We start from the raw sequence: 26,488 nt of genomic DNA on the forward strand, positions 1-26,488 counted from the left end.
GGCGGGCCCGCCGCCCGGGCCCACCCCGCCCCGCGCCGGGAAGGTCGCGCAGGTGGAGGAAGTGTGCCTCACCGGCGGGCCGGGGGCCCGCCGGTGAGGAAGACGTGGGTGCGGTTCGCGCGGTGCCGGGAAGCGTTGGCCGGTTTTAGGCCAACGCCTCGTCCGGCGTGTGCGTCAGGCGCAGAGGACGCGGGTCTCGGGCGTGTAGACCGGGCCGCCGCTGTGGCTCGTGCTGTCGCTGAACTCGGCGTAGAAGTACGAGTAGAAGCCGATGTTCCCGTTGCAGCCGGAGTCGGCGGCGATCTGCAGCGTCAGGGTCACCGTCCGGCTCTGGCCGGGAGCGATGGGGGCGTTGTAGTTGCTGCCGAGGTCGGAGGGACCGGTGCCGGAGCAGGGGGTGCTGCCGTCGGCGGTGGCGAGGCTGCAGCCGGTGATCGCGTACTTCAGGTCGGGGCGCTGCGTGGTGAGCCAGGTGGGGTTGAGCGTCTGGTAGACGAACCAGAGGTCGTAGGTCTTGTTGTTGGTCAGGGTCATCGTCAGGTTCACCGTGCCGCCCGGAGTGGTGGTGGCGGCGCTGGTGGTGAACTTCAGGTCGGCGGGGCTCGGGTCGGCCGCGCTCGCGGAGGGGGCCAGGCCGAACACGGCGAGGGCGAGGGCGAGGACGGTGGCGAGACCGAAGCGTCTCATCGAGGGTGATCGCATGGCCCGGGAGGCTAGACACGGAGCGGGTGCACCGTCTGCCCCCATGCCGGCACTCAGGGTGAAGGCGACCGAAAGCGGGTGTTCCGTGAAGCAGATGTGAGGTAACTGTGCAGGCGGGGGGTGGAGCGCATACGCGCACGGTGGAGGCGGGGCGGCGGACGGCGCCGGTGACGGGGCCGGGCCCGGCACCCCGGAAGGACGAGGGCGGAGGTATTGGCCGGTACCCGTCGCACCGCCTCCGCCCGGCAGGACCGCGCCCGGGGCCGGCCGTGCGCTCCCCCCGGTGGGCCGCCGCCCGCCGGCCCGGCGTCCCGTGCCCCCTGCCCCGTGCCCCGTGCCGGGCGAAGGCGGTCGGCCGGAAGTCGCCGGTGGCCACTTCCTCCCCGTTGATGTGACGGCCCGCCACCGCTTCGATGGCCCCTGCCGGGGCGCTGCGCCGCCGGTACCGGCGACCAGTGGGGGTGTGGGGGGCCGTGCGTCACTTCGGAGGGACCAGGGGCCGCGGACGGCGGCTGGGCGGTATGGCGAGGGTGGCGGTGCTGACGGGTGTCGCCGCCCTCCTCGTTCCGGCGGTGCCCGCGGGCGCCGCGACCGGGGCGGGGGTGCCACCGCCCGGCCCGGGGCAGGTGGTTCCCGGGGAGGGGACCGGGACACCGGCCCTGGTCCGGGGCATCCGGGAGCACGCCCCCGACTCGGGGAGCGCGGCGGGCGCGGCCCGGGCGTACCTGGAGGCGCAGGAGGGGCGGTACCGCATCGCGCACGCCCGGCGCGACCTCGTGCCCGCCGGGACCACCGCCTCGGGGACCCGGGAGTCCGTACGGTTCCAGCAGCGGCACCGGGGCGTGCCCGTCCTGGGCGGCCAGTACGTCGTCCGCATGGAGAACCGGGGCGGCGAGCGGATCGTCACCGGCACCTCCGGCAGGTACTTCACCGGGCTGACCACCGGTACGACGGCCGAGGTCGGGGAGGAACTCGCCGTCGAACGGGCCGTGGACCGGGTCCTCGACGACCTGGGCGCCGAGAACTTCGCGACGGCGCCGCGCGAGGGCGAGGAGGAGTCGTCCCCGCTGCGGGGCACCGCCCGCGGCCTGGTCGTCCTGCCCAGGGGGACGGGCGTCCTCACCCGGCACGTCACCGTGCACGGCGTCGATCCCGCCGGCGGCGAGCCCGTACTGCGAGAGGTGTACGTCGACGCCCGCACCGGCTACCCGGTCCTCGGCTACAGCGGCATCAAGACGTTCCGGACACCGGTCCGGACCCCCGGGCCGCCCGCGCCGGAGGCGGCCGGGCCGCGCCCCACGACCGCGCGGGAGACGGGCGGCGGCGTCCGGCTCGACGGCACGGCCGTCGACCTGGACGTCTCCCGTGACGAGGAGCGCGGCCTGTACGTGCTACGGGACCGCACCCGGATACCGGACGACGGCCAGGGCGAACGCGCCCTGACGACCTGGGACGCCCGCGGCACCCATGTCGGTGACGTGAGCGGGAAATGGCCCGAAGGCGTCCGGGAGTTCTCCTCGCCCACCCCGGAGTTCGGCGGTGAGGCCACCGGGGCGGGCGCCGTCGACGCGCACTGGGCCGCCGCGCGGGTCCACGACTACTACCGTCACGAGCACGGCCGCAACAGCCTCGACGGCCGCGGCATGGACATCGACTCCCTGGTGGGGGTCACCGAGTTCGGCGAGCCGTACGTCAACGCCTTCTGGGACGGGCACAAGACCGTGTACGGCACCGGCGACGAGGAGTACCGGCCGCTGTCCGCGGCTCTGGACGTCGTCGGCCACGAGATGACGCACGGCGTGATCGAGCATTCGGCGAACCTCGTCTACGCGGGCCAGTCGGGCGCCCTGAGCGAGGCCGTCGCCGACTACTTCGGCAACGCCGTCGAGACGGACGTGCTGGGCATCCCGGCGACGGACCCCGACTCCGGCCTCCTCGGCGAGCGGCTCTGCCGCACCAGGACCCCCCGCGAGTGCGCCCTGCGCGACCTGGACGACGGGCGGACCACCACCGGATCCTTCCTCGGCCTGGACTTCCTCAACGACAACGGCGGGGTCCACCTGAACTCCACCATCTTCGGCGGCGCGCTGTGGGACGCCCGCGAGGAACTGGGCGCGGACCTCGCCGACAAGGTCGTCTACAGGGCCCTGACCGAATACCTCACCCCCCTGGACGGCTTCACCGAGGGCCGGAACGCCGTGCTCGCCGCCGCCCAGGACCTCTCGGTCGCGGGGGACGGGCTGAGGGCGCTGCGCCGCGCCTTCACCGCCCACGGCATCGTGCCCGGCTGGGAGTCGGCCCTCGGCATCGACTCCGACCCCCTCCTGGACCGGGTCAACACGACCGGTACGAGCCTGGGAGCGGGCGGCGGCTGGTGGGCGGCGTCGAAGTCGAACGAGGACGGCTCGGAGCCGTACTCCGTGTGGGCCGGCCGTGCCGACGGCAAGGGCTGGCCCAGGCTGATGAGCCCCAACGACGGCCGCCACCACGTCAACCCCGCCACCGACGGCACGACGGTGGTGTGGCAGGCGTACGGCCCCGGCGCCGTCGAGATCCTGGCCCGGCCGCTCGCGGGCGGCCCCGTGCGGAAGCTGTGGGCCGGCCGCGGCGGGGGAAGCGCGACGGGCGTCGACGGCGACCTCGTCGCCTTCGGCTACGCGAACGTCGGCGGGCGCTCGGGCGTGGCCTACCTGAGCCTGAAGGACCCGGCGGACGTCAGGACCGTCGGCGGGGGCACCTACCGCCGGGCCTACTCCCCCTCGGTCAGCGGCGGCAAGGTCGCCTACCAGGAGTGGCGGAGGGTGTCGCTGGCGACTCGTGCCGCGTACGAGTGGAGGACGCTCGTGGTCGACGCCGCCACCGGCGGGACCACGGTGGTCCATGAGGCCCCGAGCACCACGAGCCACGGTCCGACCGCCCTCAACGGCACCCACGTCCTCTGGCTCGCCGAGCGGGACACGGCCGGGAGCGGGACGGCCCTGTTCCGCGCCCCGCTCGACGGTTCCGGCGTGGTGGAACTCGCCCCGGAGGCCGGATGGGGCCCGCTGCGCGTCCACGACCTGACCGCGTCCGGGGACAGCGTGACGGTCGCCGCCTACGACCCCGACGCCCCCCTCGGCAACGAGGCGACCCCCAAGCTCCACCAGTTCACCGCCGCCGGCGCCCCCGGCGGGCAGGGCACCTACCGGGGCCGCGTCTCCTGCAACCGCGGCAGCCAGACGCACCCCGCGGCCGTCGGCGGCAGCCGGGTGGTGTGGCTGGACGCGACGACGGGCACCACCGGCGTGGTGACCCGCGCCCGGCCCACGGGCCGGTGCGGCTGACCCCACCCCGGGCGGGCGCCCCGGTCCCGCCGGCACGGCCCCGGGGCCGGTCGCACGGTCACCGGGGCGCTGTGCGTCCGGGCGAACGGGGGCGGGCCGGGTGCTCGGGGACGCGCCCGGCGCCGCGCCGGACGGCCGGCGCCTCCGCCCGGAGGCCGTACGGCGCGCCGCCGGGCGGGGCGGGGGCGGGCGCTACCGGAGCGGGAGGTCGGCCCCGTACTCCTCCGCCGGCCGGGGGCCGTGGATGCGCCGGTCGGCCTCGGCGATGGTGACGTCGTTGATGCTCGCCTCGCGGCGCCGCATGAGGCCGTGCCCGTCGAACTCCCACAGCTCGTTGCCGTGGCTGCGCCACCACCGGCCCTCCGCGTCGCGCCACTCGTACTGGAAGCGGACGGCGATGCGGTCCTCGTGGAACGCCCAGAGGCTCTTGCGCAGCGCGTAGTCCCGCTCGCGTTCCCACTTCCGCGTCAGGAAGGCGACGATCTCCTCGCGCCCGCTGACGAAGGTGTCCCTGTTCCGCCACACCGAGTCCGGCGTGTAGGCCAGGGCCACCCGCCGGGGGTCGCGGGTGTTCCACGCGTCCTCGGCGGCCTGGACCTTCAGCAGAGCCGTCTCCCGCGTGAACGGCGGGCAGGGCGGGCGGCCTTCCGGCACGATGACCTCCTCACGTGGAGAACGAGCGTTCTCCATCTGGTGGGCCTAAGGTAGGGAACGATCGTTCTCAACGTCAAGGAGCCGGGATGCCCGCCCCCCTCACCGAGGAACAGAACCGCCTGGACCGCGCCGCCCTGCTCGACGCGGCGGAGGGGCTCTTCTACGCGCGGGGCATCCAGGCGGTGGGGATGGACGAGGTCCGCGCGGCGTCCGGCCTGCCGCTGAAGCGGATCTACCGCTTCTTCCCGACGAAGGAGGACCTCGTGGTGGCGGTGCTCCGGCGCCGCGACCGACGCTGGAGGGGAGACCTGTCCGCCTGCGTCGAGCGGGTCCAGGACCCCCGCGAACGCGTGCTCGCAATCTTCGACTGGCTCGCCGCGTGGTTCGCGGAACCCGGTTTCCGGGGCTGCGCCTGGATCAACGCCCACGGCGAGCTCGGCCCGTCGTCCGAGGCCGTACTGGCCGAAGTCAGGTCGCACAAGCGGGCGTTCCGCGACCAGATCGCGACATGGGCGCACGCCGCCGGGCTGCCGGCGGCCGATCCGGTCTTCCTCCTCGCCGAAGGGGCCATCGTGACGGCCGGCATCACCGGCGACCCGACCCCGGCCCACCACGCGCGCACGGCCGCCGCGACGCTCCTCGGAACCCCCGGCCCGTGACGCGCGGCCCCGGCCTCCCCTCCTCCCGGGGCCCGGCGGATCACCCCGCTCCCTCCCGCGGGAGCCCCGGGCGGCACGGGAGCGTGAGCGGGCGGGTGACCGCCGTGGCGCGGGCGACCGCGATCCCCGCGCCCCCGGACCGGCGCCCCCGGCCGCGGCGGCGTGGGAGGAGTGTGCCCCTCCGTGCCGGCGGGCACCGCGCGCCCGGTCTGCCGTGCGGTGTGATCGTTTCCTGTGGTGACGCGACGTGTGGGCGTGTAACGTCTGTGTCAGCTGTCGTGGTTCGGAATTCCCTCTTGCCCACGCCTCCGGTGTGGGCGTTTTGCTGTGCTGTGCCGCAGGGACCAGGGCGATCACCTCTGCCTTCCACAGGAAGTGGGAGGCGTTCATCGACTGGAAGGCATCAGACATGGCAACGGGAACTGTGAAGTGGTTCAACGCGGAGAAGGGCTTCGGCTTCATCGCCCAGGACGGCGGCGGCCCGGACGTCTTCGCGCACTACTCCGCGATCAACTCCACGGGCTTCCGCGAGCTCCAGGAGGGCCAGGCCGTGACGTTCGACGTCACCCAGGGGCAGAAGGGCCCGCAGGCCGAGAACATCAACCTGGCCTGACCTCGCGGACCCGCCCGAGGGGCCGCGCACGCCGCGTCCGGGGAGCGCCGCCCGTGGGGCCTCGCCGCCCGGCGGGCGAAGGGTCTGCTTCCGGGCCGGGCGTACACGGATCAGGGACCGCGCAGCCGTGGCTGCGCGGTCCCTGATCCGTCGAGGCGGAGGCGGGTGCGACCTCGGCCGGACTCCCCGGCCCCGGTCGCTCCGAGCGTCGCCCGGTGAGGGCGCCTCCAGGCCGACGGGCAGCGGGTGCGCGGTGCCCGACGGCCTCCGCATCGAGCCGGCCGGCCCCGAGGTGCGAAGCCGGGTCCAGCCGGTGTTCCCCCTGGTCCGCGAGGGCGGTGGACACGTGGGAGCGGACCTCGGGAAGCATCGGCGGCCCTGGCGCGCGGGCAAGCGGAAACGCCCGTTCGGAACCCCTGGCCGTTCCCCCGGCCGGCCGTTCCACCCGGCTTCGGCGGGCCCGGTCGGCGGAAGGCCGACCGGGCCGGAGTCCACGCGGTGGCGAGCCGGCCCGGCCCCGGCGACGCGGCTGTGGACCGACCTCCCGTGAACGCCGCCGTCTAGCATTGCCGCGTTGCCGCCAGTGACGCCCCGCCGCCCGAGGGAGAACGAGAAGCTGTGTGCCGTGATGCCGCTGAAGTCGAACACGGTCACGTCGCCTCAGCACCTGGAGAGCGCCGTGAGGACGGACCGCCCGAGGGATCGCACGGCGGACACGCGGAGGGGAAGGACCACTCGGTTTCCGCCCTGGTGGAGCGGGCGGCCGACCTGGTCGAACCGATCAAGCCGAGACTGCGTGGCTGGCTCCATGCCGGAATGGTCCCCGCCACACTGATCGCGGGCGTCGTGCTCGTCTGCCAGGCCCGCACTCCGCAAGCGGTCCTGGCCTGCGCCGTGTACGCGGTCACCGCCTGGCTGCTGTTCGCGACGAGCGCCGTCTACCACCGCGGCACCTGGGGACCCCTGGGCGAGGCCCTTCTGCGACGGCTCGACCACGCCAACATCTTCCTGATCATCGCCGGCACCTGCGCCCCCCTGGCCGTGCTCCTCCTCCGGCCGGAACAGCGGTCCACGCTGCTGTGGATCGTATGGACCGGAGCCGTGGCCGGCGTCGTGTTCCGGGTCCTGTGGGTCGGAGCTCCGCGCTGGCTGTACACCCCGTGTTATCTGGCCCTGGGGTGGGCGCCGGTGCGCTACCTGCCCGACTTCCTGCACACCGGCGGGGCGGCCGTGGTCGCCCTGATCGTCGTCGGAGGCCTCCTCTACAGCGCGGGCGCGGTCGTCTACGCCCTGCAGCGGCCCGACCCCTCACCCCGCTGGTTCGGCTACCACGAGGTCTTCCACGCCCTGACCGTGGCGGCCTTCACCGCGCACTACACCGCCATCCTCCTGGCCACCACCCACTGACCCGCGACAGCGTCCGGGCCCGCGCCGCTGGTCACCCAGGGTGCGCGCGACCACGCCGGGCGACTCCACGGGCGCCGGGGTCTTTGCCGCCGGAGTCGCCGCCAAGGTCGTCGCCCCGGTCGCGCCCGTTCCGCGGAGTACGACCGGTCGTCGTCCCGGTCGTGCCCGCCGGTCCCGTCGCGGGTGCCGGCGTACGGGTGGACGGGACCCCCGCACGCCCCCCGCACGGCGTGACCGTGACGCCGGCTCGACGTCCCGGACACCTCGGAGGCCGTCCCCAAGGGTGGGGCGGCCGCCGACTCCCGTGCCCGGCCGTGACGCCGACGAGACCGCGGCCGGGGACCGTACGGCCGGGCCGCGGCTCAGGCGTCGATGATGACGGGGATGATGAGGGGCTTGCGGCGGTGGGTGCGGAACGCCCAGTTCGCCACGGCACGGGCGACCAGCTGTTCGAGTTGGCGCGCGTCCCCGACGCCTTCCTCGGCCGCGGCGGCCAGGGTCTTCTCGATGACGGGGATGACCGGCTCGAAGGTGGTGTCGTCGTGGACGAAGCCCCGGGCCAGGAAGTCGGGGGGCTCGGTGAGCGCGCCGGTGTCCGCGTCGACGATCGCCACCACCGTGACCACGCCTTCCTCCGCGAGGGTGAGGCGGTCCTTGAGGGACGCCTCGGTGGCGCCGCCGACTTCCATGCCGTCCACGTAGACGTTGCCGGCGGGGACCTTGCCGGTGATGGACGCGCGCCCGTCGACGAGGTCGACGACGACGCCGTCCTCGGCGATCACGACCCGGTCGGGGTCGACGCCGGTACGGATGGCGAGGTCGCCGTTGGCCCGCAGATGGCGCCATTCGCCGTGGACGGGCATCACGTTGCGGGGCTTGACGATGTTGTAGCAGTAGACGAGTTCCCCGGCGCTGGCGTGTCCGGAGACGTGCACCTTGGCGTTGCCCTTGTGGACGACGTGGGCGCCCCACCGGGTGAGTCCGTTGATCACCCGGTAGATGGCGTTCTCGTTGCCGGGGATGAGGGAGCTGGCGAGCAGGACGGTGTCGCCCTTGCCGATGCGGATGACGTGGTCGCGGTTGGCCATCCGTGACAGCGCGGCCATCGGTTCGCCCTGGGAGCCGGTGCACACCAGAGCGATCTTGTGGTCCGGGAGCTTCTCCAGCTCCTTGGTGCTCACGACCAGACCGGACGGGACCTTCAGATAGCCCAGGTCACGGGCGATGCCCATGTTGCGGACCATCGACCGGCCGACGAAGGCGACCTTGCGGCCGTGCTGGTGAGCGGCGTCCAGGACCTGCTGGATGCGGTGCACGTGGCTGGCGAAGCTGGAGACGATGACCCGGCGCGGCGCGGTGCGCATCACCTGTTCGATCGCCGGGTTCAGCTCACGCTCGGAGGTGGTGAAGCCGGGCACTTCGGCGTTGGTGGAGTCGGTGAGGAACAGGTCCACGCCCTCCTCGCCGAGCCGGGCGAAGGCGCGCAGATCGGTGATGCGGTCGTCGAGAGGGAACTGGTCCATCTTGAAGTCACCGGTGTGCAGCACCATGCCGGCGCCGGTGCGGATCGCGACCGCGAGGCTGTCCGGGATGGAGTGGTTGACCGCCACGAACTCGCAGTCGAAGGGCCCGAAGCCCCGCCGGTCTCCCTCCCGCACCCGCACCGTGCGCGGCCGGATTCCGTGTTCCTTGAGCTTGGCCTCCAGGAACGCCAGCGTCAGCTTGGAGCCGACGACGGGGATGTCGCGCCGCTCGCGCAGCAGGTACGGCACGGCACCGATGTGGTCCTCGTGACCGTGGGTGAGGACGACGGCCACGATGTCGTCCAGCCGGTCCCGGATCGAGGTGAAGTCCGGGAGGATGACGTCCACGCCGGGCTGGGTCTCCTCGGGGAACAGCACGCCACAGTCGACGATGAGCAGCTTGCCCGCGTGCTCGAAGACGGTCATGTTGCGGCCGATCTCCCCCAGACCGCCCAGGGCGATGACCCGCAGCCCTCCTCGGGGAAGGGGCGGGGCGGCTTTCAGTTCGGGGTGTGGATGACTCATACCCTGACGTTACCCGTGGTGCGGGGCGGCATGATCCGTTGCCTGGGGGATCTCCCTGCGGCAGCGGGTGGGACGGCGGGGCCCCGCCGGGGAACACCCCGACGGGATCCCGGTGCGACGGCCTCTCCCGATGCGCTCACGCGCTTTCCCGATCAGCCGGCCGGGCACGGGTGCGGAGGGCCGTCGCGCGGGACGCCGAACGGCTCACGCGGCTCGTGCCGGCCGGGACGGCGTCCACCCACCCCCGATCACGGGGGCGTCCGCGAGAGGTGAGAGGGTCTGACGGGTGAGCGAGACACCACCGAGCACCCTGCAGTACCGCTTCGACGGGCCGGAGGACGCCCCTGTCCTGGTCCTGGGCCCCTCCCTCGGCACCACCTGGCACATGTGGGACCGCCAGATACCGGAGCTGATCCCGCGCTACCGGGTGATCCGCTTCGACCTGCCCGGACACGGTGGCGCCCCCGCCGAACCCGTCCCGTCCGTGGCCGGGCTCACCGACCGGCTCCTCGCCACCCTCGACGGCCTCGGCGTCCAGCGCTTCGGGTACGCCGGGGCGGCGCTCGGCGCGGCGGTCGGCGCCGACCTCGCCCTGCGCGCCCCGCACCGGCTCGCCTCCCTCGCCCTGATCGCCGCGTCGCCCCGCTTCGGCACCGCCGACGAGCACCGGCAGCGCGGTGTCGTCGTCCGCGCCCACGGCCTCGAACCGATGGCCCGCCTCGCCCCCGACCAGTGGTTCACCCCGGCCTTCGCCGCCGCCCAGCCCGCGATCGTCGACTGGGCCGTCCAGATGGTCCGCACCACCGACCCCGGCTGCTACATCGCCGCCTGCGAGGCCCTCGCCACCTTCGACGTCCGGGCCGACCTCGGCCGCGTCGGCGTCCCCACCCTCGTCCTGGTCGGCTCCGACGACCGCGTCACCGGGCCCGCCGAGGCCCGCACCCTCGTCGCCGGCATCCCCGACGCCCGGCTCGCCGTCGTCCCCGGCGCGGCGCACCTGGCGCCCGTCGAGCAGCCGGCGGCCGTCACCGACCTGCTGGTACGGCACTTCGCCGGGTCCTGGCAGGACACCCTCGCGGGCGTCCCCGTACCGCCCCAGGCGCCCGCCGCCCTCACCCCCGCCCCGGCCGCGGCCCCCGCCCCCGCGGCCGCGCAGCCCGCCCAGGTCCCGGCGCCCGCGGCCCCGCAACAGCCCGCGCCGCACCGGCCCGACCCGTACGACGCGGGTCTCGGGCTCCGGCGGGAGGTCCTGGGCGACGCCCACGTGGACGCCGCCCTGGAGGCCGCCGACGACTTCACCCGCGACTTCCAGGAGCTGGTCACCCGGTACGCGTGGGGCGAGGTGTGGGCCCGCGACGGCCTCGACCGCCGCACCCGCAGCAGCGTCGCCCTCACCGCGCTCGCCGCCCGGGGCCACCTCGACGAGCTGGCCGTGCACACCCGTGCCGCCCTGCGCAACGGCCTGACCCCCACGGAGATCCGCGAGGTGCTCCTCCAGACGGCCGTGTACTGCGGTGTCCCCGCCGCGAACGCCGCCTTCCGGGTGGCCGCCCGCGTCATCCGCGAGGAGACCACCCTGGAGCCCTGAGCCCGGCGCGGCGCGGCGCGGGCGCAACGGGCAGGGCAGGATGGGGTCATGAAGCTGACCAAGAACGCGCACGCCTGCGTGCGGCTGGAGAAGGACGGACGCACCCTCGTCATCGACCCGGGCGGGTTCAGCGAGCAGGACGCGGCGCTCGGCGCCGACGCGATCCTCGTCACCCACGAACACGCGGACCACTTCGACGAGGGGCGTCTGCGCGCGGGGATGGAGGCCAACCCCGCCGCGGAGATCTGGACCCTGCGCAGCGTCGCCGACCAGCTCTCCGCCGCCTTCCCCGGCCGCGTCCACACCGTCGGCGACGGCGACACCTTCACCGCCGCCGGCTTCGAGGTGGAGGTCCACGGCGAGCTGCACGCCGTGATCCACCCGGACGTCCCCCGGATCACCAACGTCGGCTTCCTCGTCGACGGCGCCGTCTTCCACCCCGGCGACGCCCTGACCGTCCCCGGCCGGCCCGTGGAGACCCTGCTGCTGCCCGTCATGGCGCCCTGGAACAAGATCTCCGAGGTGATCGACTACGTCCGCGAGGTGAAGCCGCGACGGGCCATCGACGTCCACGACGCGCTGCTCGCCCCGCTCGCCCGGCCCCTGTACGACCTGCGGATCGGCGAGCTCGGCGGCGCCGACCACCGCCGGCTGGCCCCGGGGGCGTACACGGAGCTGTGAGCGCCCGTTGTCGGACCCCGCCGTTAGGCTGTCCGGCATGCGTATCGCCACCTGGAACGTCAACTCGATCACCGCTCGGCTGCCCCGTCTGCTGGCCTGGCTGGAGAGCAGCGGCACGGACGTGCTGTGCGTCCAGGAGACCAAGTGCGCCGCCGAGCAGTTCCCCGCCGCCGAGCTGCGGGAGCTCGGCTACGAGTCGGCGGTGAACGCCACGGGCCGGTGGAACGGCGTGGCCCTGGTCTCCCGGGTGGGCCTGGACGAGGTGGTGTCGGGACTGCCCGGGGGACCGGAGTACGAGGGCGTGCAGGAGCCGCGGGCGGTCTCCGCGACCTGCGGCCCCGTCCGCCTCTGGTCGGTGTACGTGCCGAACGGCCGCGAGGTCGCCCACGACCACTACGCGTACAAGCTGCGCTGGCTGGAGGCCCTCCGGGCCGCCGTCGCCGGGGACGCCGCGGGCCCGCGGCCCTTCGCCGTACTCGGCGACTTCAACATCGCGCCCACCGACGCCGACGTGTGGGACCGCTCCCTCTTCGAGGGCTCCACGCACGTCACGGCGCCCGAGCGGGCCGCGCTGGAGGCGCTGCGCGAGACGGGCCTCGACGACATCGTGCCGCGCCCCCTCAAGTACGACCACCCCTTCACGTACTGGGACTACCGCCAGCTCGGCTTCCCGAAGAACCGCGGCATGCGCATCGACCTGGTGTACGGCAACAAGCCGTTCGCCGACGCCGTCAAGGACGGCTACGTCGACCGCGAGGAGCGCAAGGGCAAGGGCGCGTCCGACCACGCCCCCGTCGTCGTCGACCTCGACCTGTAGCCCGGCCCCGCCCGTACCGGCCGCGCGCGTCCTGTAGTGCGGGGGCCCGCAGGGTGCCACGCTGGCCGTATGAATCTCCCCTTCCTGGACTCCTGGCGCAAGCGGCGCGGCGGCGGCCGGAGCGCGACACTCGCCTCCGTCTTCGAGAGGGATCCGGAGGGCGTCGCCGGCCTGCTCTCCGAGTGCGCCCTGCTGCGCTCCCGGGCCGAGGAGGCGGGGGTGCCGCTCGACGACACGCCGCGCTCCCTGGAGGCCCTCGACCAGCTGCCGCCGCACTGGCGGGAGGACCCCGAGGAGCTGCCTTGGCTGGGCAACGACGCGGGCCTGTACCTCGGCACGGTGATCGTGCGCACGGTGCCGGGCGCCGTGTGGGACGTGCTGCCCGGCGGCCGCGCCGTGGTCCGGCTGGCCTCCGGGCGGGAGATCGACGTCGTCGGCGCGGGCCTGGACTGGGCGATCACCGGGTCGCCCCAGCTGTCCCAGGTGTACGGCGAGGCGGCCGAGGGCCGTTAGCCCTGGCCGCCCCGCTTGTTCCGCTTCGTCGTGAAATACCGCTAATGCCCGATTTGCGTGTCGAGACGTGAGGTCTCTTCCGGCGCTGGATAGTTTGCGCTGGCCCCCCGGCGCCTGCGAAAGGGGGAGGGAGGTCTCCTGTACGGTCCGGCAGCGGCCGGAGATCACTCCGCGCGCAGCGGCACCGACAGGTACGAGGGGTCGGACGGCGGCGAGGAGAAGGTCAGCCGCGCGCCGGCCGGGTTGTGTTCCATGTACAGGGGGTCGACGGTGTCGACGACCAGGGCGAGCCGGTGCCCGGCCGGCACGTCGTACGCCGTCGAGAACAGCTCCAGGTCCACCGTGAACGGCTCGCCCGGCGTCTTCCCGTGGAAGGTGTGGGGGGCGTTGCTCACCAGCTTGCCGACGCCGAGGGGGCCCACGTCGTACAGGTACGCCACCAGGGTGCCGCTGCCCGCCGTGGCGGTGACGGTGGTGTGCAGCCTCGCCGTGCCGCGCACGCGCTGCGCCGTCGCGTACCGCTCCGACTGCCAGACGGCGGCGTGCGAGCGGGGGAGCAGCGGCACCGACACGACCGGGGGGATCCGGAGGAACTGGTCGAGGGCGTTGGAGAGCATGACGATGCCGCCGTTGGCGCCGGAGTCCACGCCGGTGCGCACCTCCTGCTCGCCGCCGAGGGCGAGGCGCTTCTCGTGCGCGCCGACCGACGTCCAGTCGGGGTAGCCCTCGTAGCCGCCGGAGGTGCGGGACTTGAGCCGGACGGGCTGCTCGCGGTCGACGCCGTTGTCGGCGCCCTTGAGGTGGTGGTCGAACCAGCGGTGGGCGCTGGTCCAGGTGTCGTTGGGCAGCCCGAACAGGCCGGTGAGCTCGGCGGTGGCGTGGTCGCCCGGGCGCAGCTCCAGGCGCTTGGGGCCGGTGAGCCGCTCGTAGAAGGAGGCGTACTGGTTGGGCGGGAAGATCGTGTCGCCCCAGGCGTTGCCGAGCATGACGGCGGTGCCGTTGGCGTTGATGCGGTCGAGGTGGGCGGCGGGGGAGCGCTTGCGGCCCCAGTCGATCATCTCCTGCTCGCGGCCCAGGTCCGAGGAGAGGAAGCCCGAGAGGATGCTCTGGAGCTCGGGGCCGGGGCGGCCGGTGAGGTGGCCGGAGCCGCCGAGCAGGGCGGCGGCCTGGAGGTGCTGCGTGCGGCCGCTGTAGATGGAGTCGATGAGGTCGGCCCAGCCGCTGAGCGCCACGACGGCCTTGATCCGCTTGTCGTGCGCGGCGGCGAGGAGGCTGATCCCGGCGCCGTACGAGACGCCGGCCATGCCGACGCGGTCGGGGTCGGCGGGGGTGTGGGCGAGGGCCCAGTCGACGACCTTGGAGGCGTCGGCGACGTCGCGCGGGCCGGCGACCTCGATGTGGCCGCCGGACTGCCAGAAGCCGCGCGAGTTGTAGCTGACCACGACGTACCCGGCGTCCGCGAGCTCGCGGGCCTGGGCGAGGTACTCCACCTGCGGCAGGGCCCAGCTGGTGGGGAGCACGATGAGCGGGTGGCGGCGGGTGCCGTCGGCGCCGGCGGGGAGGACGACGTTGGCCTTGAGGACGGTGCCGCCGTCGCCGGCGATGTCGACGAACCGGATGCCGGCGGTCTCGGCGGCCGCGGTCGTGGCGGCGGGCCGGGCCGTGGCGGAGGGGGCGAGCCCGAAGGCCGCCCCGGTCGCCAGGACGGCCGCGGCGGTGCCGACGGCCGCCGTCCGCATGGCCGTGCGTGCGTGTCCCACGGGTCACTCCTCACTCGCGTGTCTGCGGTGGTTGAAAGTGACCCGACGGTAACCGCCTGGGTTTACCCAAGGTAACACCTGGGTCGATCACGCGACGGTAACAATCGGCCCCTGCGCCGGCCGGCCCCCCGTGGGAGGGCCGGCCGGGCCGGTTCCGGGTCAGCGCAGGGCGCTCTTGGCCTGCCACTCGCTCCAGGACAGGTTCCACTCGCCGTAGCCGTTGTTCAGCGCCTGGGTGCCCTTGGCGTCGGCGCCCTCGATCTCGAACGGGTCGCCGACCTGCACCTGGTCGTACACCCACCGGGCGTTGTCGTCGGTCATGCCGATGCAGCCCGAGCTGCGGTTGGCGTTGCCCATGTACCGGGCGTTCCACGGCGCGGCGTGCGCGTACATCCCGGACCAGGTGAGCCGCATCGAGTAGTCGACCATCTTGTCGTACGCGTCGCCGAGACCGACCGTCTCGGAGCGCATGTTGATGGTGCCCTCCTTCGACATCAGCACCGTCCGGCCGCGCCAGGACGCCTTCTCGCCGCCGGGCGTGCCCGCCGACATGGGGACGTCCCGGACGAGCTGCCCGTCCCGCACGAGCTTCAGCCGGTGGCCGTCCAGGTCGACCTTGACCACCTGGTTCCTGCCGACGGTGAAGCCGGTCGCGTAGTCGCGGACGAACCAGCCGCCGTCCGGGCCGGAGTCGACGCCGTTCAGCCGGGCGTCGAGCGTCACCTTCGTGCCCGGCTCCCAGTACTCCTTGGGGCGCCAGTCGACGCGGTCCTTGCCGGACCAGTCCTGCATCCAGCCCCAGGAGCCCTCGGTGTTGTTCGAGGTGGTGACCTTCAGGGCCTTCTCGACGGCCGCCTTGTCCTTGACCGGGTGGTCGAAGACGATCGACAGCGGCTGCGCTATGCCGACCGTGCTGTTCTTGCCGGGGGCGAGGCTCAGCTTGTTGACCTTCTCCGGCGCGGCGGTCGCGAAGTCGGCCTTCGCCGTGCCGCCGCCCGCGTCACGCGCCTCGACGGTGTAGCCGGTGCCGGGGGCGGCGTTGCGGGTGGACGTCCAGGTCCGGCCGTCCGCCGACACCTTGCCGTCGAGGGTCGCGCCCTTGGAGTCGGTGACGGTGACCTGGGCCAGCCGGCCCTCCGCGAGGGTGACCTCGACGGGGCTGCCGGGCCTGGCCTGCTTGCCCGACAGGTTCACCGTGATGCGCGTCTCGGGCTTGGCCTTGCCGTCCCCGCCGGTCGAGGACCCGCCGCCACCGCCCGAGCACGCGGTCAGGGCCGCGGTCAGAACCGCGGTACCGGCGAGGACGGTGGTGCGGAGCGGGGTACGGACACGTGTGCGGCTCAACGGGACAACCTCCGATGCGTTCTCTGTCGCAGGGAGAGAGGGGGAACGGCGGCGCCGGGTTGCCGGGGATCCGAAGATTTCACGGGGGCGGGGTGTGAGGCGCCCGACAGGGGGTGCGCCGGCGCGCGCGGATGTCCTGAACCCGCTACGGCGAAGTCCGCCGCGTGTAACGGAGTTGAGGCGGGAAGCGGCCATGCGGTTGAGTGGACATGATCAATTTCATGGCCGAGGGAAGGAAGTCCGGTGGCCGGTGCTGTACGGGGAATCGCGGGGGTCGCGGCGCTGATGGTCGCCCTGACCGCGTGCGGGGGCGACGGGGGAGCGGACTGGACGGGGGAGGACGGCAGGCCGCTGACCCTCGACGAGGGCCGGATGCTGATGGCGCTGCCCGGCAAGCTCTCCGCGCCCGACGGGTGGAAGGCCCGCGACCCCGAGTCGGCGACGGGTGAGCGCGCCCTGGAGTCCTGCCAGGAGGAGACCGGGTCGAACTGCGCGGGGCTCGTCGCGGGCGGCGGCGGCCGCTACTACCGCAGCGGCGCGTCGGACGAGTCGGACGAGAAGATCAAGTACAGCGTCTACTCCTTCGACACGGCGGAGAACGCCTCCGTCGCGATGAAGGGCACGGTCGCGCAGGAGCGCGAGGACGCCGGGAGCGGCGCCCGGGACCTGAAGGTCGACACGGGCGCGCAGGCGGCGGAGGCGTTCGCCGACGGCGACGGCGACAGCGAGGTCCTCATGCGCGCCGGCGCGGTGCTCATCCGCATGCAGGGCAGCGGGGTGACCGACGAGAAGACCCTCGGGCAGTTCGCGCGGCTCCAGGTCGAACGCGTCCGCAAGGCCGCGACCGGACAGAACCCGGACGCCTGAGGGGCGGCCTTCCGTCCCCGCCCCCTCACGGGGCGACGGCCCCCGCGTCCGGCGTGCCGGCGGCGTCCGGCGTGTCCGGGGCGTCCCCGGTGTCCGCCGGGGCCGGGGCCGGGGTGGGGGACGGGGCCGGCCGGGTGGCGGCGCTCGTGACGTCGGCCACCAGTTCGACCACGTCGGGGCCGTACGCCTCCGAGTTCACCACCTTCAGCAGCAGGGCGAACGGCCCGCGGCCGTGGCGGCGGGCCAGCTCCTCGTGGTGGCGGACCAGGTAGCGGGTCGCCGCCTGGTTCGTTATCGCCTTCTGCCCGCAGAACAGGAACACCGGCCGCCGCCCCTCGCCCGCGGTGAGCCGCGCCAGGACGACGTACTCGCTCACGCCGTGCTCCGCCCGGTACGCCTCCTCGCCGATCCGGTACACGTCGGGGCTCCTGCCGGGGCCCTGCTCCACCACCAGCCCCGGCAGGAGGGTGCGCAGGTGCGCCCCCATCCGCTGGTTGGAGGTGGGCCCGCCGAGGCAGAACTCCGTACGGTCCCCGAAGCCCTGGACGGCCCGGTCGTGCCGGACGATCCGGGCGTGCGCGCCGCAGTCGCGGATCAGCGCGGACAGTTCCAGCAACGCGAACACGTCGTTGCGGTGCACGCCCTCGCCGCCCGCCTCCCGATTGACGACCAGCAGGCAGTCGGAGTCGTCCGGCAACCCGAAGAAGCCCTGCTTGCGGCGGAGACGGCGGCGGGACAGCGCCGCGCGGGCCAGCCATCCGAGTGACGCGCTGAGCCCACTGGCGGCCACGCCGAGCACGATGTTCCACAGGTCCTGGTCCATGGGCGCGCATGCTAGCGGTCCTGACGTGCCGTGCGGTGTGAAGTTACGCTGCGCGGACGGCCGTTGACTGGAGGAACCCGAATGCGTCGCTCCACCGTACGGAACGTCTCCCTCGCCGCCGTCGCCGCGACGGTGCTCGCGGTCGGCGCGGCGGCACCGCCACCCGGCCCCGCGCCGTCCGCCCCGGCACCCGCCGCCCCGGCACCCGTCAAGGAACCGGTCGCCGTCGGGTACGGCGGGGCCGTCGCGAGCGTCGACGCCGACGCGTCGGCGGCCGGGATCGAGGTGCTGCGCGCGGGCGGCAACGCCGTGGACGCCGCCGTCGCCGCCGCCGCCGCCCTCGGCGTCACGGAGCCGTACTCGGCGGGCATCGGCGGGGGCGGCTACTTCGTCTACTACGACGCCCGCACCCGCACCGTCCACACCGTCGACGGCCGCGAGACCGCGCCCCGTTCGGCGGACGCGTCCCTCTTCCTGGAGGGTGGGAAGCCCATCCCCTTCGCGGAGGGCATGACCAGCGGCCTCGGCGTCGGCACGCCCGGCACCCCCGCCACCTGGGACTCCGCACTCGACGCCTGGGGCACCAAGTCGCTGGGGGACCTGCTGAAGCCGGCCGTACGGCTGGCCAGGGGCGGCTTCGTCGTCGACGAGACGTTCCGCGCGCAGACCCGCGAGAACGAGGACCGGTTCCGGGACTTCCCGGCCAGCGCCGAGCTGTTCCTGCCGGGCGGCGAACTGCCCGTCGTCGGCTCGGTCCTGAAGAACCCCGACCTCGCCCGCACCTACGAGAAGCTCGCCCGCCAGGGCACCGGGGCGCTCTACCGGGGCGACCTGGCCCGCGACATCGTCCGCACGGTCCGCACCCCGCCCGTGCGGCCCGGCGCCACCCGGACCGTACGGCCCGGCGACCTGACGGTGCGGGACCTCGCGGGGTACGAGACGGTGTCCCGGCGCCCCACCAAGGTCTCCTACCGGGGCCTGGACGTGTACGGCATGGCACCCTCCTCGTCGGGCGGCACCACGGTCGGCGAGGCGCTCAACATCCTGGAGGGCACGGACCTGTCGCGCGCCTCCCAGGAGAGGTACCTGCACCGGCTCGTCGAGGCGAGCCGCGTCGCCTTCGCGGACCGCGGGAGGTGGGTCGGCGACCCGGCCTTCGAGAACGTCCCGGTGCGGGGGCTGCTGTCGCAGCGGTTCGCCGACGCGCGGGCCTGCCTCATCAGCGACGACAAGGCGCTGACCAGCCCGCTCGCCCCCGGTGACCCGCGCGACCCCGAGCCGTGCGCCACCGGCGGGAGGGCGGCGCCGACGACGTACGAGGGCGAGAACACCACGCACCTGACGGCCTCCGACCGCTGGGGGAACGTCGTCGCGTACACCCTCACCATCGAGTCGACCGGCGGCAGCGGCATCACCGTGCCGGGCCGCGGCTTCCTCCTCAACAACGAGCTGACCGACTTCTCCTTCGCTCCGGCCGACCCCGCGGTCCACGACCCGAACCTGCCCGGCCCCGGCAAGCGTCCCCGCTCCTCCATGTCCCCGACGATCGTCCTGGACCGGCACGCCCGGCCGGTCCTCGCCCTCGGCTCGCCCGGCGGCGCCACCATCATCACCACCGTCCTGCAGACCCTCACCGGCGTCGTCGACCGGGGCCTCCCCCTGGTCGACGCGATCGCCGCGCCGCGCGCCAGCCAGCGCAACCAGCCCGTCACGGATCTCGAACCCGGCCTGTACCGCAGCCCGCTGCGGGCCCGCCTCGCCGCACTGGGCCACGCCTTCCGCGAGAACCCGGAGATCGGTGCCGCCACCGGGATCCAGCGGCTCCCGGACGGGCGCTGGGTGGCGGCCGCCGAGACGGTCCGCCGGGGCGGCGGATCCGCGATGGTCGTCCGCCCGGCGGGCTGACGGGCGAGCCGGTCCCGGCCGGAAACCGGCTGTGGCCGCACCGTGACACGGCTGGGTTCGCATGCTCCGTACCAGGTTCCGGCCGTCGGAACCCCCCGGCGCCCGCCCCCCACCGGCCCGGGGCGCCCACCCCCGGCCCCGGCCCGGCCCGCGCACCCGGCGCTCGCTCGGTGCCGGCGCCCGGCCCCGGTCCGGCGCCCGTCGCCGCGCCGCGCGCCGCGCGGTTCGGGGGCGGGCGCGGGGCCGGGGGAGAGGCCGGGAGGAGGCTCCCGCCGCACCCCGGTCCCGGGTGGGGACGCGGCGGGACGCGCCGCGGTACGGGACGCCGTCGCCGCGCTGGTCGGGCCGCGGGCCCGGGGGCGGGGCGGGGAGGCGCACGGCCCCGTGTCCGAGGTGCCGGCCGCCGTCCGCGCCGCCGCCCCGGCGCGCGGGCCGGCGCTCGTCCACGCCCTGCGCGTCGCCGGCCTCGTCACCCGCTGATCCCGGGCCGCTCGGGAACCGCCCCGGAGCGGTACCGGAGCGGTATCGGAGCCGTTCGGCGGCACAGCGAGAAGCGATCGTTATGGACCACTTGGGTATGAAACGCGATCGAGTCCGGCGGGAGGCGGCGGCGGTCTTGCTCCGCGATGTGACGAGGCTTACGTTCTCCTCCTACGCACCGCTCTACGTGCGTAGAGGCTCTCTGACGCCGTGCCGAAGGAGCAGCTCATGTCCCCGACCGTGCGCGCCGCGCTCGTCCAGGCGACCTGGACCGGCGACACCGACTCGATGATCGCCAAACACGAGGAGCACGCCCGCGAGGCCGCCCGCCGGGGCGCGCGGATCATCGGATTCCAGGAGGTGTTCAACGCCCCGTACTTCTGCCAGGTGCAGGACACCGAGCACTACCGCTGGGCCGAACCCGTCCCCGACGGCCCGACCGTGAGCCGCATGCGGGACCTGGCCCGCGAGACCGGCATGGTCGTCGTCGCCCCGGTCTTCGAGACCGAGGGACCCGGCTTCCACTACAACACGGCCGCCGTCATCGACGCCGACGGCACCTACCTCGGCAAGTACCGCAAGCACCACATCCCCCAGCTGAAGGGCTTCTGGGAGAAGTTCTACTTCACCCCCGGCAACCTCGGCTGGCCCGTCTTCGACACCGCCGTCGGCCGCGTCGGCGTGTACATCTGCTACGACCGCCACTTCCCGGAGGGCTGGCGCCAACTCGGCCTGAACGGCGCCCAGCTGGTCTACAACCCGTCCGCCACGCACCGCAGCCTCTCCGCCCACCTCTGGCAGCTGGAGCAGCCCGCCGCCGCCGTCGCCAACGCCTACTACGTCGCCGCCGTCAACCGCGTCGGCCGGGAGGAGTACGGCGACGACGACTTCTACGGCACCAGCTACTTCGTCGACCCGAGCGGCCGCATCGTCGGGGACACCGCCTCCGACGAGGAGGAACTCCTCGTGCGCGACCTGGACTTCGGGCTCATCGAGGACGTACGGAAGCAGTGGGCCTTCTACCGGGACCGGCGCCCCGACGCGTACGAAGGACTGGTACGACCGTGAACGACCGCACCCTCCACGCCCACCGGCACCTCCACGACCGCCACCGGGCGGTCCTGCCCGAGTGGCTGTCCCTCTACTACGACGAGCCCATCGAGATCACCCACGGCGAGGGCCGGCACGTCTGGGACGCCGAGGGCAACCGCTACCTCGACTTCTTCGGCGGCATCCTCACCACCCTGACCGCCCACGCCCTCCCCGAGGTCACCAAGGCCGTCACCGAGCAGGCCGGGCGGATCCTCCACACCTCGACGCTCTACCTCGACCGCCCCATGGTGGAGCTCGCCGAACGCGTCGCCTCCCTCTCCGGCATCCCCGAGGCCCGGGTCTTCTTCACCACCTCCGGCACCGAGGCCAACGACACCGCGCTCCTCCTGGCCACCGCGTACCGCCGCACCCACCAGATCCTGGCGATGCGCAACAGCTACCACGGCCGTTCCTTCTCCGCCGTCTCCGTCACCGGCAACCGCACCTGGGCCACCACCGGCCACTCCGGGCTGCGCACGCTCTACGTACACGGCGCGGTGCGCGGCCGCGGCCCCTTCGCGCACCTGTCCGACGCCGACTTCACCGCCGCCTGCGTCGCCGACCTGGAAGACCTCATCGGCCAGACCGGGGACGTCGCCGCGCTGATCGCCGAGCCCATCCAGGGCGTCGGCGGCTTCACCTCCCCGCCCGACGGGCTGTACGCGGCCTTCCGCGAGGTCCTGAACCGGCACGGCATCCTGTGGATCAGCGACGAGGTGCAGACCGGCTGGGGCCGCACCGGCGAGCACTTCTGGGGCTGGCAGGCGCACGCCGCGAGCGGCCCGCCGGACATCCTGACCTTCGCCAAGGGCATCGGCAACGGCATGTCCATCGGCGGCGTCGTCGCCCGCGCCGAGGTGATGAACTGCCTCACCGCCCACTCCATCTCCACCTTCGGCGGCTCCCCGGTCACCATGGCCGCCGGCCTCGCCAACCTCTCGTACCTCCTCGAACACGACCTCCAGGGCAACGCACGGCGCGTCGGCGGCCTCCTCATCGAACGGCTCCGCGCCATCGGCGCAGGCATCGACCGCGTACGGGAGGTGCGCGGCCGCGGGCTGATGATCGGCGTGGAACTGGCCGACCCCGCCACCGGCGAAGCCGACCCGCAGGCCGCCGCCGCCGTCCTCGAAGCGGCCCGGGAACGCGGCCTGCTGATCGGCAAGGGCGGCGGCCACGACACGAGCGTCCTGCGCGTCGCCCCGCCGCTGTCCCTCACCGTCGCCGAGGCCGAGGAGGGCGCCGCCCTCCTCGAACAGGCCCTGCGCACCCTCCGGTAAGCCCACGAGCAAAGGGCCGACACACCATGAGCACCCGCACCCTCGTCCGGGGCGGCCTCGTCGTCACCGCCGCCGAGGAGACCCACGCCGACGTCCTCGTCGAGGACGGCCGGATCGCCGCGCTCGCCGCCCACGGCAGCGCCGCCGCCGCGGCGTGGACCGCCGACCGCACCATCGACGCCACCGGGAGGTACGTCATCCCGGGCGGCGTCGACGCCCACACCCACATGGAGTTCCCCTTCGGAGGCACGTTCGCGTCCGACGACTTCGAGAGCGGGACGCGCGCCGCCGCCTGGGGCGGCACCACCACCATCGTCGACTTCGCCGTCCAGGCCGTCGGCCACACCCTGCGCGAAGGGCTCGACGCCTGGCACGCCAAGGCCGACGGCAGGTGCGCCGTCGACTACGCCTTCCACATGATCCTCTCCGACGTCCACGACTCCTCGCTCAAGGAGATGGACCTGCTGGTGGAGGAGGGCGTCACCTCCTTCAAGCTCTTCATGGCCTACCCCGGCGTGTTCTACAGCGACGACGGCCGCGTCCTGCGCGCCATGCAGCGCTCCGCCCTCAACGGCGGGCTGGTCATGATGCACGCGGAGAACGGACCCGCCATCGACGTCCTGGTCGAACAGGCCCTCGCCCGGGGCGACACCGACCCCCGCCACCACGGCGAGACCCGCCACGTCCTGCTGGAGGCGGAGGCCACGCACCGCGCCGTCCAGCTCGCCCGGGTCGCGGGCGCGCCCCTCTACGTGGTGCACGTCTCCGCCCGGGAGGCCCTCGCCGAACTCGTCGCCGCCCGCGACCAGGGGCTGCCGGTCTTCGGCGAGACCTGCCCGCAGTACCTCTTCCTGTCCGCCGACGACCTCGCCGAGCCGGACTTCGAAGGCGCCAAGTACGTGTGCAGCACCCCGCTCAGGCCGCGGGAGCACCAGGCCGCGCTGTGGCGGGGGCTGCGCACCGACGACCTCCAGGTCGTCTCCACCGACCACTGCCCGTTCTGCTTCCGCGGCCAGAAGGAGCTGGGCCGCGGCGACTTCTCCAGGATCCCCAACGGGCTGCCGGGCGTCGAGAACCGCATGGACCTCCTCCACCAGGCCGTCGTCGACGGGCACATCAGCCGCCGCCGCTGGATCGAGATCGCCTGCGCCGCCCCGGCCCGCATGTTCGGCCTGTACCCGAAGAAGGGCACCGTCGCGCCCGGCTCCGACGCCGACCTCGTCGTCTACGACCCGTCGGCCACGCAGACCCTGTCCGCGCGCACCCACCACATGAACGTCGACTACTCGGCCTACGAGGGCCGCACCGTCACCGGCCGGGTCGAGACGGTCCTGTCGCGCGGCGAGTTCGTCATCGACCGCCGCACGTACACGGGCCGTGCCGGACACGGCGTGTACACGCCGCGCGCCACCTGCCAGTACCTCGGCTGAGGAGGCCCCGATGGACTTCGGACTCGTCCTGCAGACCGACCCGCCGGCCTCCCGGGTCGTCGAGCTGATGCGGCGCGCGGAACGCAACGGCTTCCGCTACGGCTGGACCTTCGACTCGGCCGTCCTGTGGCAGGAGCCGTTCGTCATCCACAGCCGCGTCCTCGAACACACGCGGCAGCTGACGGTGGGGCCGATGGTCACCAACCCGGGCACCCGCACCTGGGAGGTCACCGCCTCCACGTTCGCCACGCTGAACGACATGTACGGCAACCGGACCGTGTGCGGCATCGGGCGCGGCGACTCCGCGATGCGCGTCGCCGGCCGCGAGCCCGTCACCCTGGCGCGGCTCGGCGAGGCCGTCACCGCGATCCGCGACCTCGCCGAGGGCCGCGAGGCGGTCGTCGACGGGCAGCCGCTGCGGCTGCCCTGGGTCCGCGACGGGCGGCTCCCGGTGTGGATGGCGGCGTACGGGCCGAAGGCGCTGGCCCTGGCCGGGCGGAAGGCCGACGGGTTCATCCTCCAGCTCGCCGATCCGTACCTGACCGAGTGGATGGTCGGGGCGGTCCGGGAGACGGCGGCGGCCGCCGGGCGCGACCCCGCCGGCCTGGCGGTCTGCGTGGCCGCGCCCGCCTACGTCACCGCCGACGACTCGCCGGAGGCCCTCGCGCACGCCCGGGAGCAGTGCCGCTGGTTCGGCGGCATGGTCGGCAACCACGTCGCGGACCTGGTGGCACGCTACGGCGAGCACTCCGGCCTGGTGCCCGAGGCCCTCACCGCGTACGTCAAGGAGCGCCGGGGCTACGACTACCGCCATCACGGGCGGCCCGGGAACCCCTCCACGGCCTTCGTCCCCGACGAGATCGTCGACCGCTTCTGCCTGATCGGCCCGCCGGCCGCCCACGTCGCCAGACTGCGGGCGCTGCGGGCGCTGGGCGTCGACCAGTTCGCGCTCTACGGCATGCACGACGCGAAGGAGGCGGCGATCGACGCGTACGGCTCCGAGGTCATCCCGGCGCTCGGCACCTGAGGGCCGGCCGCGCCGGCACCCGGCGCGGCCGGCCCGCGCGTGCGCGCCGTCCGGAAGGCCGATGGCCGGGGCGGTCGGACACAGCGTCACTGTGTCCGACCGCCCCGGCCATCGACCGCGGGGTCAGGCGTGCCGTCGGGCCCAGAAGGGGGCGACGAGGGAGATGAGGACGGCCGCGATGCCGATCTGGAACAGGTGGCGGATCCAGTCGATGCCGCCGGTGTCACGCACCCCGAAGGCGGTGGCGAGCGCGTTGCCGCCGACGGCGCCGAGGATGCCGAGGAGCACCGTCAGCCACAGGGGGATGGGTTGACGTCCGGGAACGACCAGCTTCGCCAGCAAGCCGATGATCAACCCCGCGATGATGGCCCAGAGGAACGACACGACACTCCTTCCGTTCACTGCCCCGACCTTCGGGTGTCCTTCCTCGTGCCCGCCCGCGGTGGTCGTAAGCATCGCCCTTCGCGGGAATCCCCGGGTGGCCGCCGGACACCGCGCCGCGGCGTTAGAGGACCCGCGCCCTGGTTACCCGGGCCGGGCGGCGACGTTCAGGGAGGCGCCATGGGACGACCGGCGGCCGAAGGCACCGCGGAGATCCTCTTCGTGGGCAACGCGACCCTGCTGATCAGCTACGGCGAGTCGACACTGCTCACCGACCCCAACTTCCTGCACCGCGGGCAGCTCGCCCACCTGGGGTACGGGCTGGTGTCGCGGCGCCGGACCGAACCCGCCCTCGACGAGCTGGACCTCCCGGAGCGGGACCTCGACGCCGTGGTCCTGTCCCACCTGCACGGGGACCACTTCGACCGGGAGGCGCGCCGCCGCCTCGACCGCGGCCTGCCGTTCCTGACCACCCCGCACGCCTCGCGCGTCCTGCGGGGGCTGTTCGGCTTCCGCCGGGCGACCGGGCTGCGCACCTGGCAGAGCCACACCCTGCTCCACGGCGACACCTCGGTCCGCGTCACCTCCCTGCCGGGCCGGCACGCGCCGGGGCCGGCACGGGCGCTGCTGCCGCCGGTGATGGGCAGCCTGCTGGAGTTCGGCGACCGCTCCGGGGAGGTCCGCCTGGTCGTGTACGTGACGGGCGACACCCTCGTGTACGACGGCCTGCGCGAGATCACCCGGAGGTTCCCCGACATCCACCTGGCGGTCGTGCACCTCGGCGGCACGACCCTGCCCGGCGGCCTGGTGGTCACCATGGACGGCGAGCAGGGGGCGGACCTGCTCGACATGATCCGCCCCCGCCGGGCGCTGCCGGTGCACTACGACGACTACCCGGTGTTCCGCTCCCCGCTGTCCGCCTTCCTCGCGGAGGCCGAACGCCGCGGCCACGGCACCCGCCTCCTGAGGTGCGGGCGCGGCGAGCGCGTCACGGTCGGCCCCGATCCGGCCGGGTGACCGCCCCGGACCCCGCCGCGGGCCGTTTCGCACGTTTCGTAAGGAATCGTGCGGCTACCCGTGTGATCGGCAAGCCG

22 protein-coding genes are annotated in these 26,488 nt (G+C 74.0%); 15 read left to right on the forward strand and 7 right to left on the reverse strand.

What is annotated here, in order from left to right; all coding sequences use genetic code 11:
• Nucleotides 1–174 precede the first annotated feature (174 nt).
• Complete coding sequence (locus IE106_RS10110; RefSeq protein ID WP_189532123.1) at nt 175–702, reverse strand: hypothetical protein; 528 nt, start codon at nt 700–702, stop codon at nt 175–177.
• Nucleotides 703–1,223: 521 nt separating this feature from the next.
• Here IE106_RS10110 and IE106_RS10115 point away from each other — a divergent pair.
• Entirely contained in the window at nt 1,224–4,025 is a 2,802-nt protein-coding gene (locus tag IE106_RS10115) for a M4 family metallopeptidase (RefSeq protein WP_189532125.1), read from the forward strand.
• A 192-nt stretch (nt 4,026–4,217) separates the two neighbouring features.
• Here the strand turns inward: IE106_RS10115 and IE106_RS10120 are convergent, their stop codons facing one another.
• Entirely contained in the window at nt 4,218–4,679 is a 462-nt protein-coding gene (locus tag IE106_RS10120) for a nuclear transport factor 2 family protein (protein ID WP_189532127.1), read from the reverse strand.
• An 86-nt stretch (nt 4,680–4,765) separates the two neighbouring features.
• Between IE106_RS10120 and IE106_RS10125 the strand changes: the two genes are divergently transcribed.
• The 3 genes from IE106_RS10125 to trhA all read left to right on the forward strand — a co-directional run bounded on the left by IE106_RS10125 (nt 4,766) and on the right by trhA (nt 7,358).
• On the forward strand, nt 4,766–5,338 hold the full coding sequence (locus tag IE106_RS10125) for a TetR/AcrR family transcriptional regulator (RefSeq protein ID WP_189532129.1): 573 nt from the start codon (nt 4,766–4,768) through the stop codon (nt 5,336–5,338).
• A gap of 409 nt (nt 5,339–5,747) precedes the next feature.
• On the forward strand, nt 5,748–5,951 hold the full coding sequence (locus IE106_RS10130) for a cold-shock protein (protein ID WP_030052720.1): 204 nt from the start codon (nt 5,748–5,750) through the stop codon (nt 5,949–5,951).
• A 618-nt stretch (nt 5,952–6,569) separates the two neighbouring features.
• Nucleotides 6,570–7,358, forward strand: coding sequence for a PAQR family membrane homeostasis protein TrhA (gene trhA / locus IE106_RS10135; RefSeq protein ID WP_189532130.1), 789 nt, complete (start codon nt 6,570–6,572; stop codon nt 7,356–7,358).
• A 362-nt stretch (nt 7,359–7,720) separates the two neighbouring features.
• On the opposite strand, the gene IE106_RS10140 is transcribed toward trhA, so the two are convergent.
• On the reverse strand, nt 7,721–9,406 hold the full coding sequence (locus tag IE106_RS10140) for a ribonuclease J (RefSeq protein WP_189532132.1): 1,686 nt from the start codon (nt 9,404–9,406) through the stop codon (nt 7,721–7,723).
• A gap of 286 nt (nt 9,407–9,692) precedes the next feature.
• Here IE106_RS10140 and pcaDC point away from each other — a divergent pair, with 286 nt between their 5' ends.
• The 4 genes from pcaDC to IE106_RS10160 all read left to right on the forward strand — a co-directional run bounded on the left by pcaDC (nt 9,693) and on the right by IE106_RS10160 (nt 13,005).
• A complete protein-coding gene (gene pcaDC / locus IE106_RS10145; protein WP_189532134.1) occupies nt 9,693–10,994 on the forward strand; it encodes a bifunctional 3-oxoadipate enol-lactonase/4-carboxymuconolactone decarboxylase PcaDC in 1,302 nt (433 codons plus the stop codon).
• Between the two features lie 48 nt (nt 10,995–11,042).
• On the forward strand, nt 11,043–11,675 hold the full coding sequence (locus IE106_RS10150; RefSeq protein WP_189532136.1) for an MBL fold metallo-hydrolase: 633 nt from the start codon (nt 11,043–11,045) through the stop codon (nt 11,673–11,675).
• A 37-nt stretch (nt 11,676–11,712) separates the two neighbouring features.
• Nucleotides 11,713–12,492 carry an exodeoxyribonuclease III gene (locus IE106_RS10155; protein ID WP_189532137.1) on the forward strand — a complete coding sequence of 260 codons (780 nt, stop codon included), beginning with the start codon at nt 11,713–11,715 and terminating at the stop codon, nt 12,490–12,492.
• 69 nt (nt 12,493–12,561) lie between these two features.
• On the forward strand, nt 12,562–13,005 hold the full coding sequence (locus tag IE106_RS10160; protein ID WP_189532139.1) for a DUF6278 family protein: 444 nt from the start codon (nt 12,562–12,564) through the stop codon (nt 13,003–13,005).
• 164 nt (nt 13,006–13,169) lie between these two features.
• Here IE106_RS10160 and IE106_RS10165 read toward each other — a convergent pair whose 3' ends face one another.
• On the reverse strand, nt 13,170–14,765 hold the full coding sequence (locus IE106_RS10165) for an alpha/beta fold hydrolase (protein ID WP_189532142.1): 1,596 nt from the start codon (nt 14,763–14,765) through the stop codon (nt 13,170–13,172).
• A 159-nt stretch (nt 14,766–14,924) separates the two neighbouring features.
• On the reverse strand, nt 14,925–16,109 hold the full coding sequence (locus IE106_RS10170; RefSeq protein ID WP_229840221.1) for a L,D-transpeptidase family protein: 1,185 nt from the start codon (nt 16,107–16,109) through the stop codon (nt 14,925–14,927).
• Between the two features lie 243 nt (nt 16,110–16,352).
• On the opposite strand from IE106_RS10170, the gene IE106_RS10175 reads away from it, so the two are divergent.
• Complete coding sequence (locus tag IE106_RS10175; RefSeq protein WP_189532146.1) at nt 16,353–16,976, forward strand: hypothetical protein; 624 nt, start codon at nt 16,353–16,355, stop codon at nt 16,974–16,976.
• A gap of 25 nt (nt 16,977–17,001) precedes the next feature.
• On the opposite strand, the gene IE106_RS10180 is transcribed toward IE106_RS10175, so the two are convergent.
• On the reverse strand, nt 17,002–17,799 hold the full coding sequence (locus IE106_RS10180; protein WP_229840223.1) for a hypothetical protein: 798 nt from the start codon (nt 17,797–17,799) through the stop codon (nt 17,002–17,004).
• Between the two features lie 81 nt (nt 17,800–17,880).
• Here IE106_RS10180 and ggt point away from each other — a divergent pair, with 81 nt between their 5' ends.
• From ggt to IE106_RS10205, 5 genes are all read left to right on the forward strand, one after another.
• Nucleotides 17,881–19,704 (forward strand): gamma-glutamyltransferase, encoded by a 1,824-nt coding sequence (gene ggt / locus IE106_RS10185; RefSeq protein ID WP_189532148.1) that lies wholly within the window; start codon nt 17,881–17,883, stop codon nt 19,702–19,704.
• 708 nt (nt 19,705–20,412) lie between these two features.
• On the forward strand, nt 20,413–21,252 hold the full coding sequence (locus tag IE106_RS10190) for a nitrilase-related carbon-nitrogen hydrolase (RefSeq protein WP_189532150.1): 840 nt from the start codon (nt 20,413–20,415) through the stop codon (nt 21,250–21,252).
• Complete coding sequence (locus IE106_RS10195; protein ID WP_189532152.1) at nt 21,249–22,556, forward strand: aspartate aminotransferase family protein; 1,308 nt, start codon at nt 21,249–21,251, stop codon at nt 22,554–22,556. The genes IE106_RS10190 and IE106_RS10195 overlap by 4 nt, the downstream gene beginning before the upstream one ends.
• Before the next feature lie 26 nt (nt 22,557–22,582).
• Nucleotides 22,583–23,986, forward strand: coding sequence for a dihydropyrimidinase (gene hydA, locus IE106_RS10200; protein ID WP_189532154.1), 1,404 nt, complete (start codon nt 22,583–22,585; stop codon nt 23,984–23,986).
• Between the two features lie 10 nt (nt 23,987–23,996).
• Nucleotides 23,997–25,013: a TIGR03842 family LLM class F420-dependent oxidoreductase gene (locus tag IE106_RS10205; RefSeq protein WP_189532156.1), complete on the forward strand. Its 1,017-nt coding sequence runs from the start codon at nt 23,997–23,999 to the stop codon at nt 25,011–25,013.
• 123 nt (nt 25,014–25,136) lie between these two features.
• Here IE106_RS10205 and IE106_RS10210 read toward each other — a convergent pair whose 3' ends face one another.
• Complete coding sequence (locus IE106_RS10210) at nt 25,137–25,397, reverse strand: GlsB/YeaQ/YmgE family stress response membrane protein (RefSeq protein WP_189532157.1); 261 nt, start codon at nt 25,395–25,397, stop codon at nt 25,137–25,139.
• A gap of 177 nt (nt 25,398–25,574) precedes the next feature.
• On the opposite strand from IE106_RS10210, the gene IE106_RS10215 reads away from it, so the two are divergent.
• On the forward strand, nt 25,575–26,411 hold the full coding sequence (locus tag IE106_RS10215; RefSeq protein WP_189532159.1) for an MBL fold metallo-hydrolase: 837 nt from the start codon (nt 25,575–25,577) through the stop codon (nt 26,409–26,411).
• The last annotated feature ends 77 nt before the right edge of the window (nt 26,412–26,488 follow it).

The sequence above is a fragment of the Streptomyces roseolilacinus genome (genome assembly GCF_014649335.1).
GTDB classification, from domain to species: Bacteria; Actinomycetota; Actinomycetes; order Streptomycetales; family Streptomycetaceae; genus Streptomyces; species Streptomyces roseolilacinus.

Bases quoted from the DNA above. Each gene is read 5' to 3' on its own strand.
- IE106_RS10125 (WP_189532129.1), top strand. From the start codon at position 4,766: ATGCCCGCCCCCCTCACCGAGGAACAGAACCGCCTGGACCGCGCCGCC.
- hydA (WP_189532154.1), top strand. From the start codon at position 22,583: ATGAGCACCCGCACCCTCGTCCGGGGCGGCCTCGTCGTCACCGCCGCC.
- IE106_RS10160 (WP_189532139.1), top strand. From the start codon at position 12,562: ATGAATCTCCCCTTCCTGGACTCCTGGCGCAAGCGGCGCGGCGGCGGC.
- IE106_RS10110 (WP_189532123.1), bottom strand. From the start codon at position 702: ATGCGATCACCCTCGATGAGACGCTTCGGTCTCGCCACCGTCCTCGCC.
- IE106_RS10190 (WP_189532150.1), top strand. From the start codon at position 20,413: ATGTCCCCGACCGTGCGCGCCGCGCTCGTCCAGGCGACCTGGACCGGC.
- IE106_RS10215 (WP_189532159.1), top strand. From the start codon at position 25,575: ATGGGACGACCGGCGGCCGAAGGCACCGCGGAGATCCTCTTCGTGGGC.
- IE106_RS10115 (WP_189532125.1), top strand. From the start codon at position 1,224: ATGGCGAGGGTGGCGGTGCTGACGGGTGTCGCCGCCCTCCTCGTTCCG.
- IE106_RS10155 (WP_189532137.1), top strand. From the start codon at position 11,713: ATGCGTATCGCCACCTGGAACGTCAACTCGATCACCGCTCGGCTGCCC.
- IE106_RS10130 (WP_030052720.1), top strand. From the start codon at position 5,748: ATGGCAACGGGAACTGTGAAGTGGTTCAACGCGGAGAAGGGCTTCGGC.
- ggt (WP_189532148.1), top strand. From the start codon at position 17,881: ATGCGTCGCTCCACCGTACGGAACGTCTCCCTCGCCGCCGTCGCCGCG.
- IE106_RS10180 (WP_229840223.1), bottom strand. From the start codon at position 17,799: ATGGACCAGGACCTGTGGAACATCGTGCTCGGCGTGGCCGCCAGTGGG.
- IE106_RS10140 (WP_189532132.1), bottom strand. From the start codon at position 9,406: ATGAGTCATCCACACCCCGAACTGAAAGCCGCCCCGCCCCTTCCCCGA.
- IE106_RS10150 (WP_189532136.1), top strand. From the start codon at position 11,043: ATGAAGCTGACCAAGAACGCGCACGCCTGCGTGCGGCTGGAGAAGGAC.
- IE106_RS10205 (WP_189532156.1), top strand. From the start codon at position 23,997: ATGGACTTCGGACTCGTCCTGCAGACCGACCCGCCGGCCTCCCGGGTC.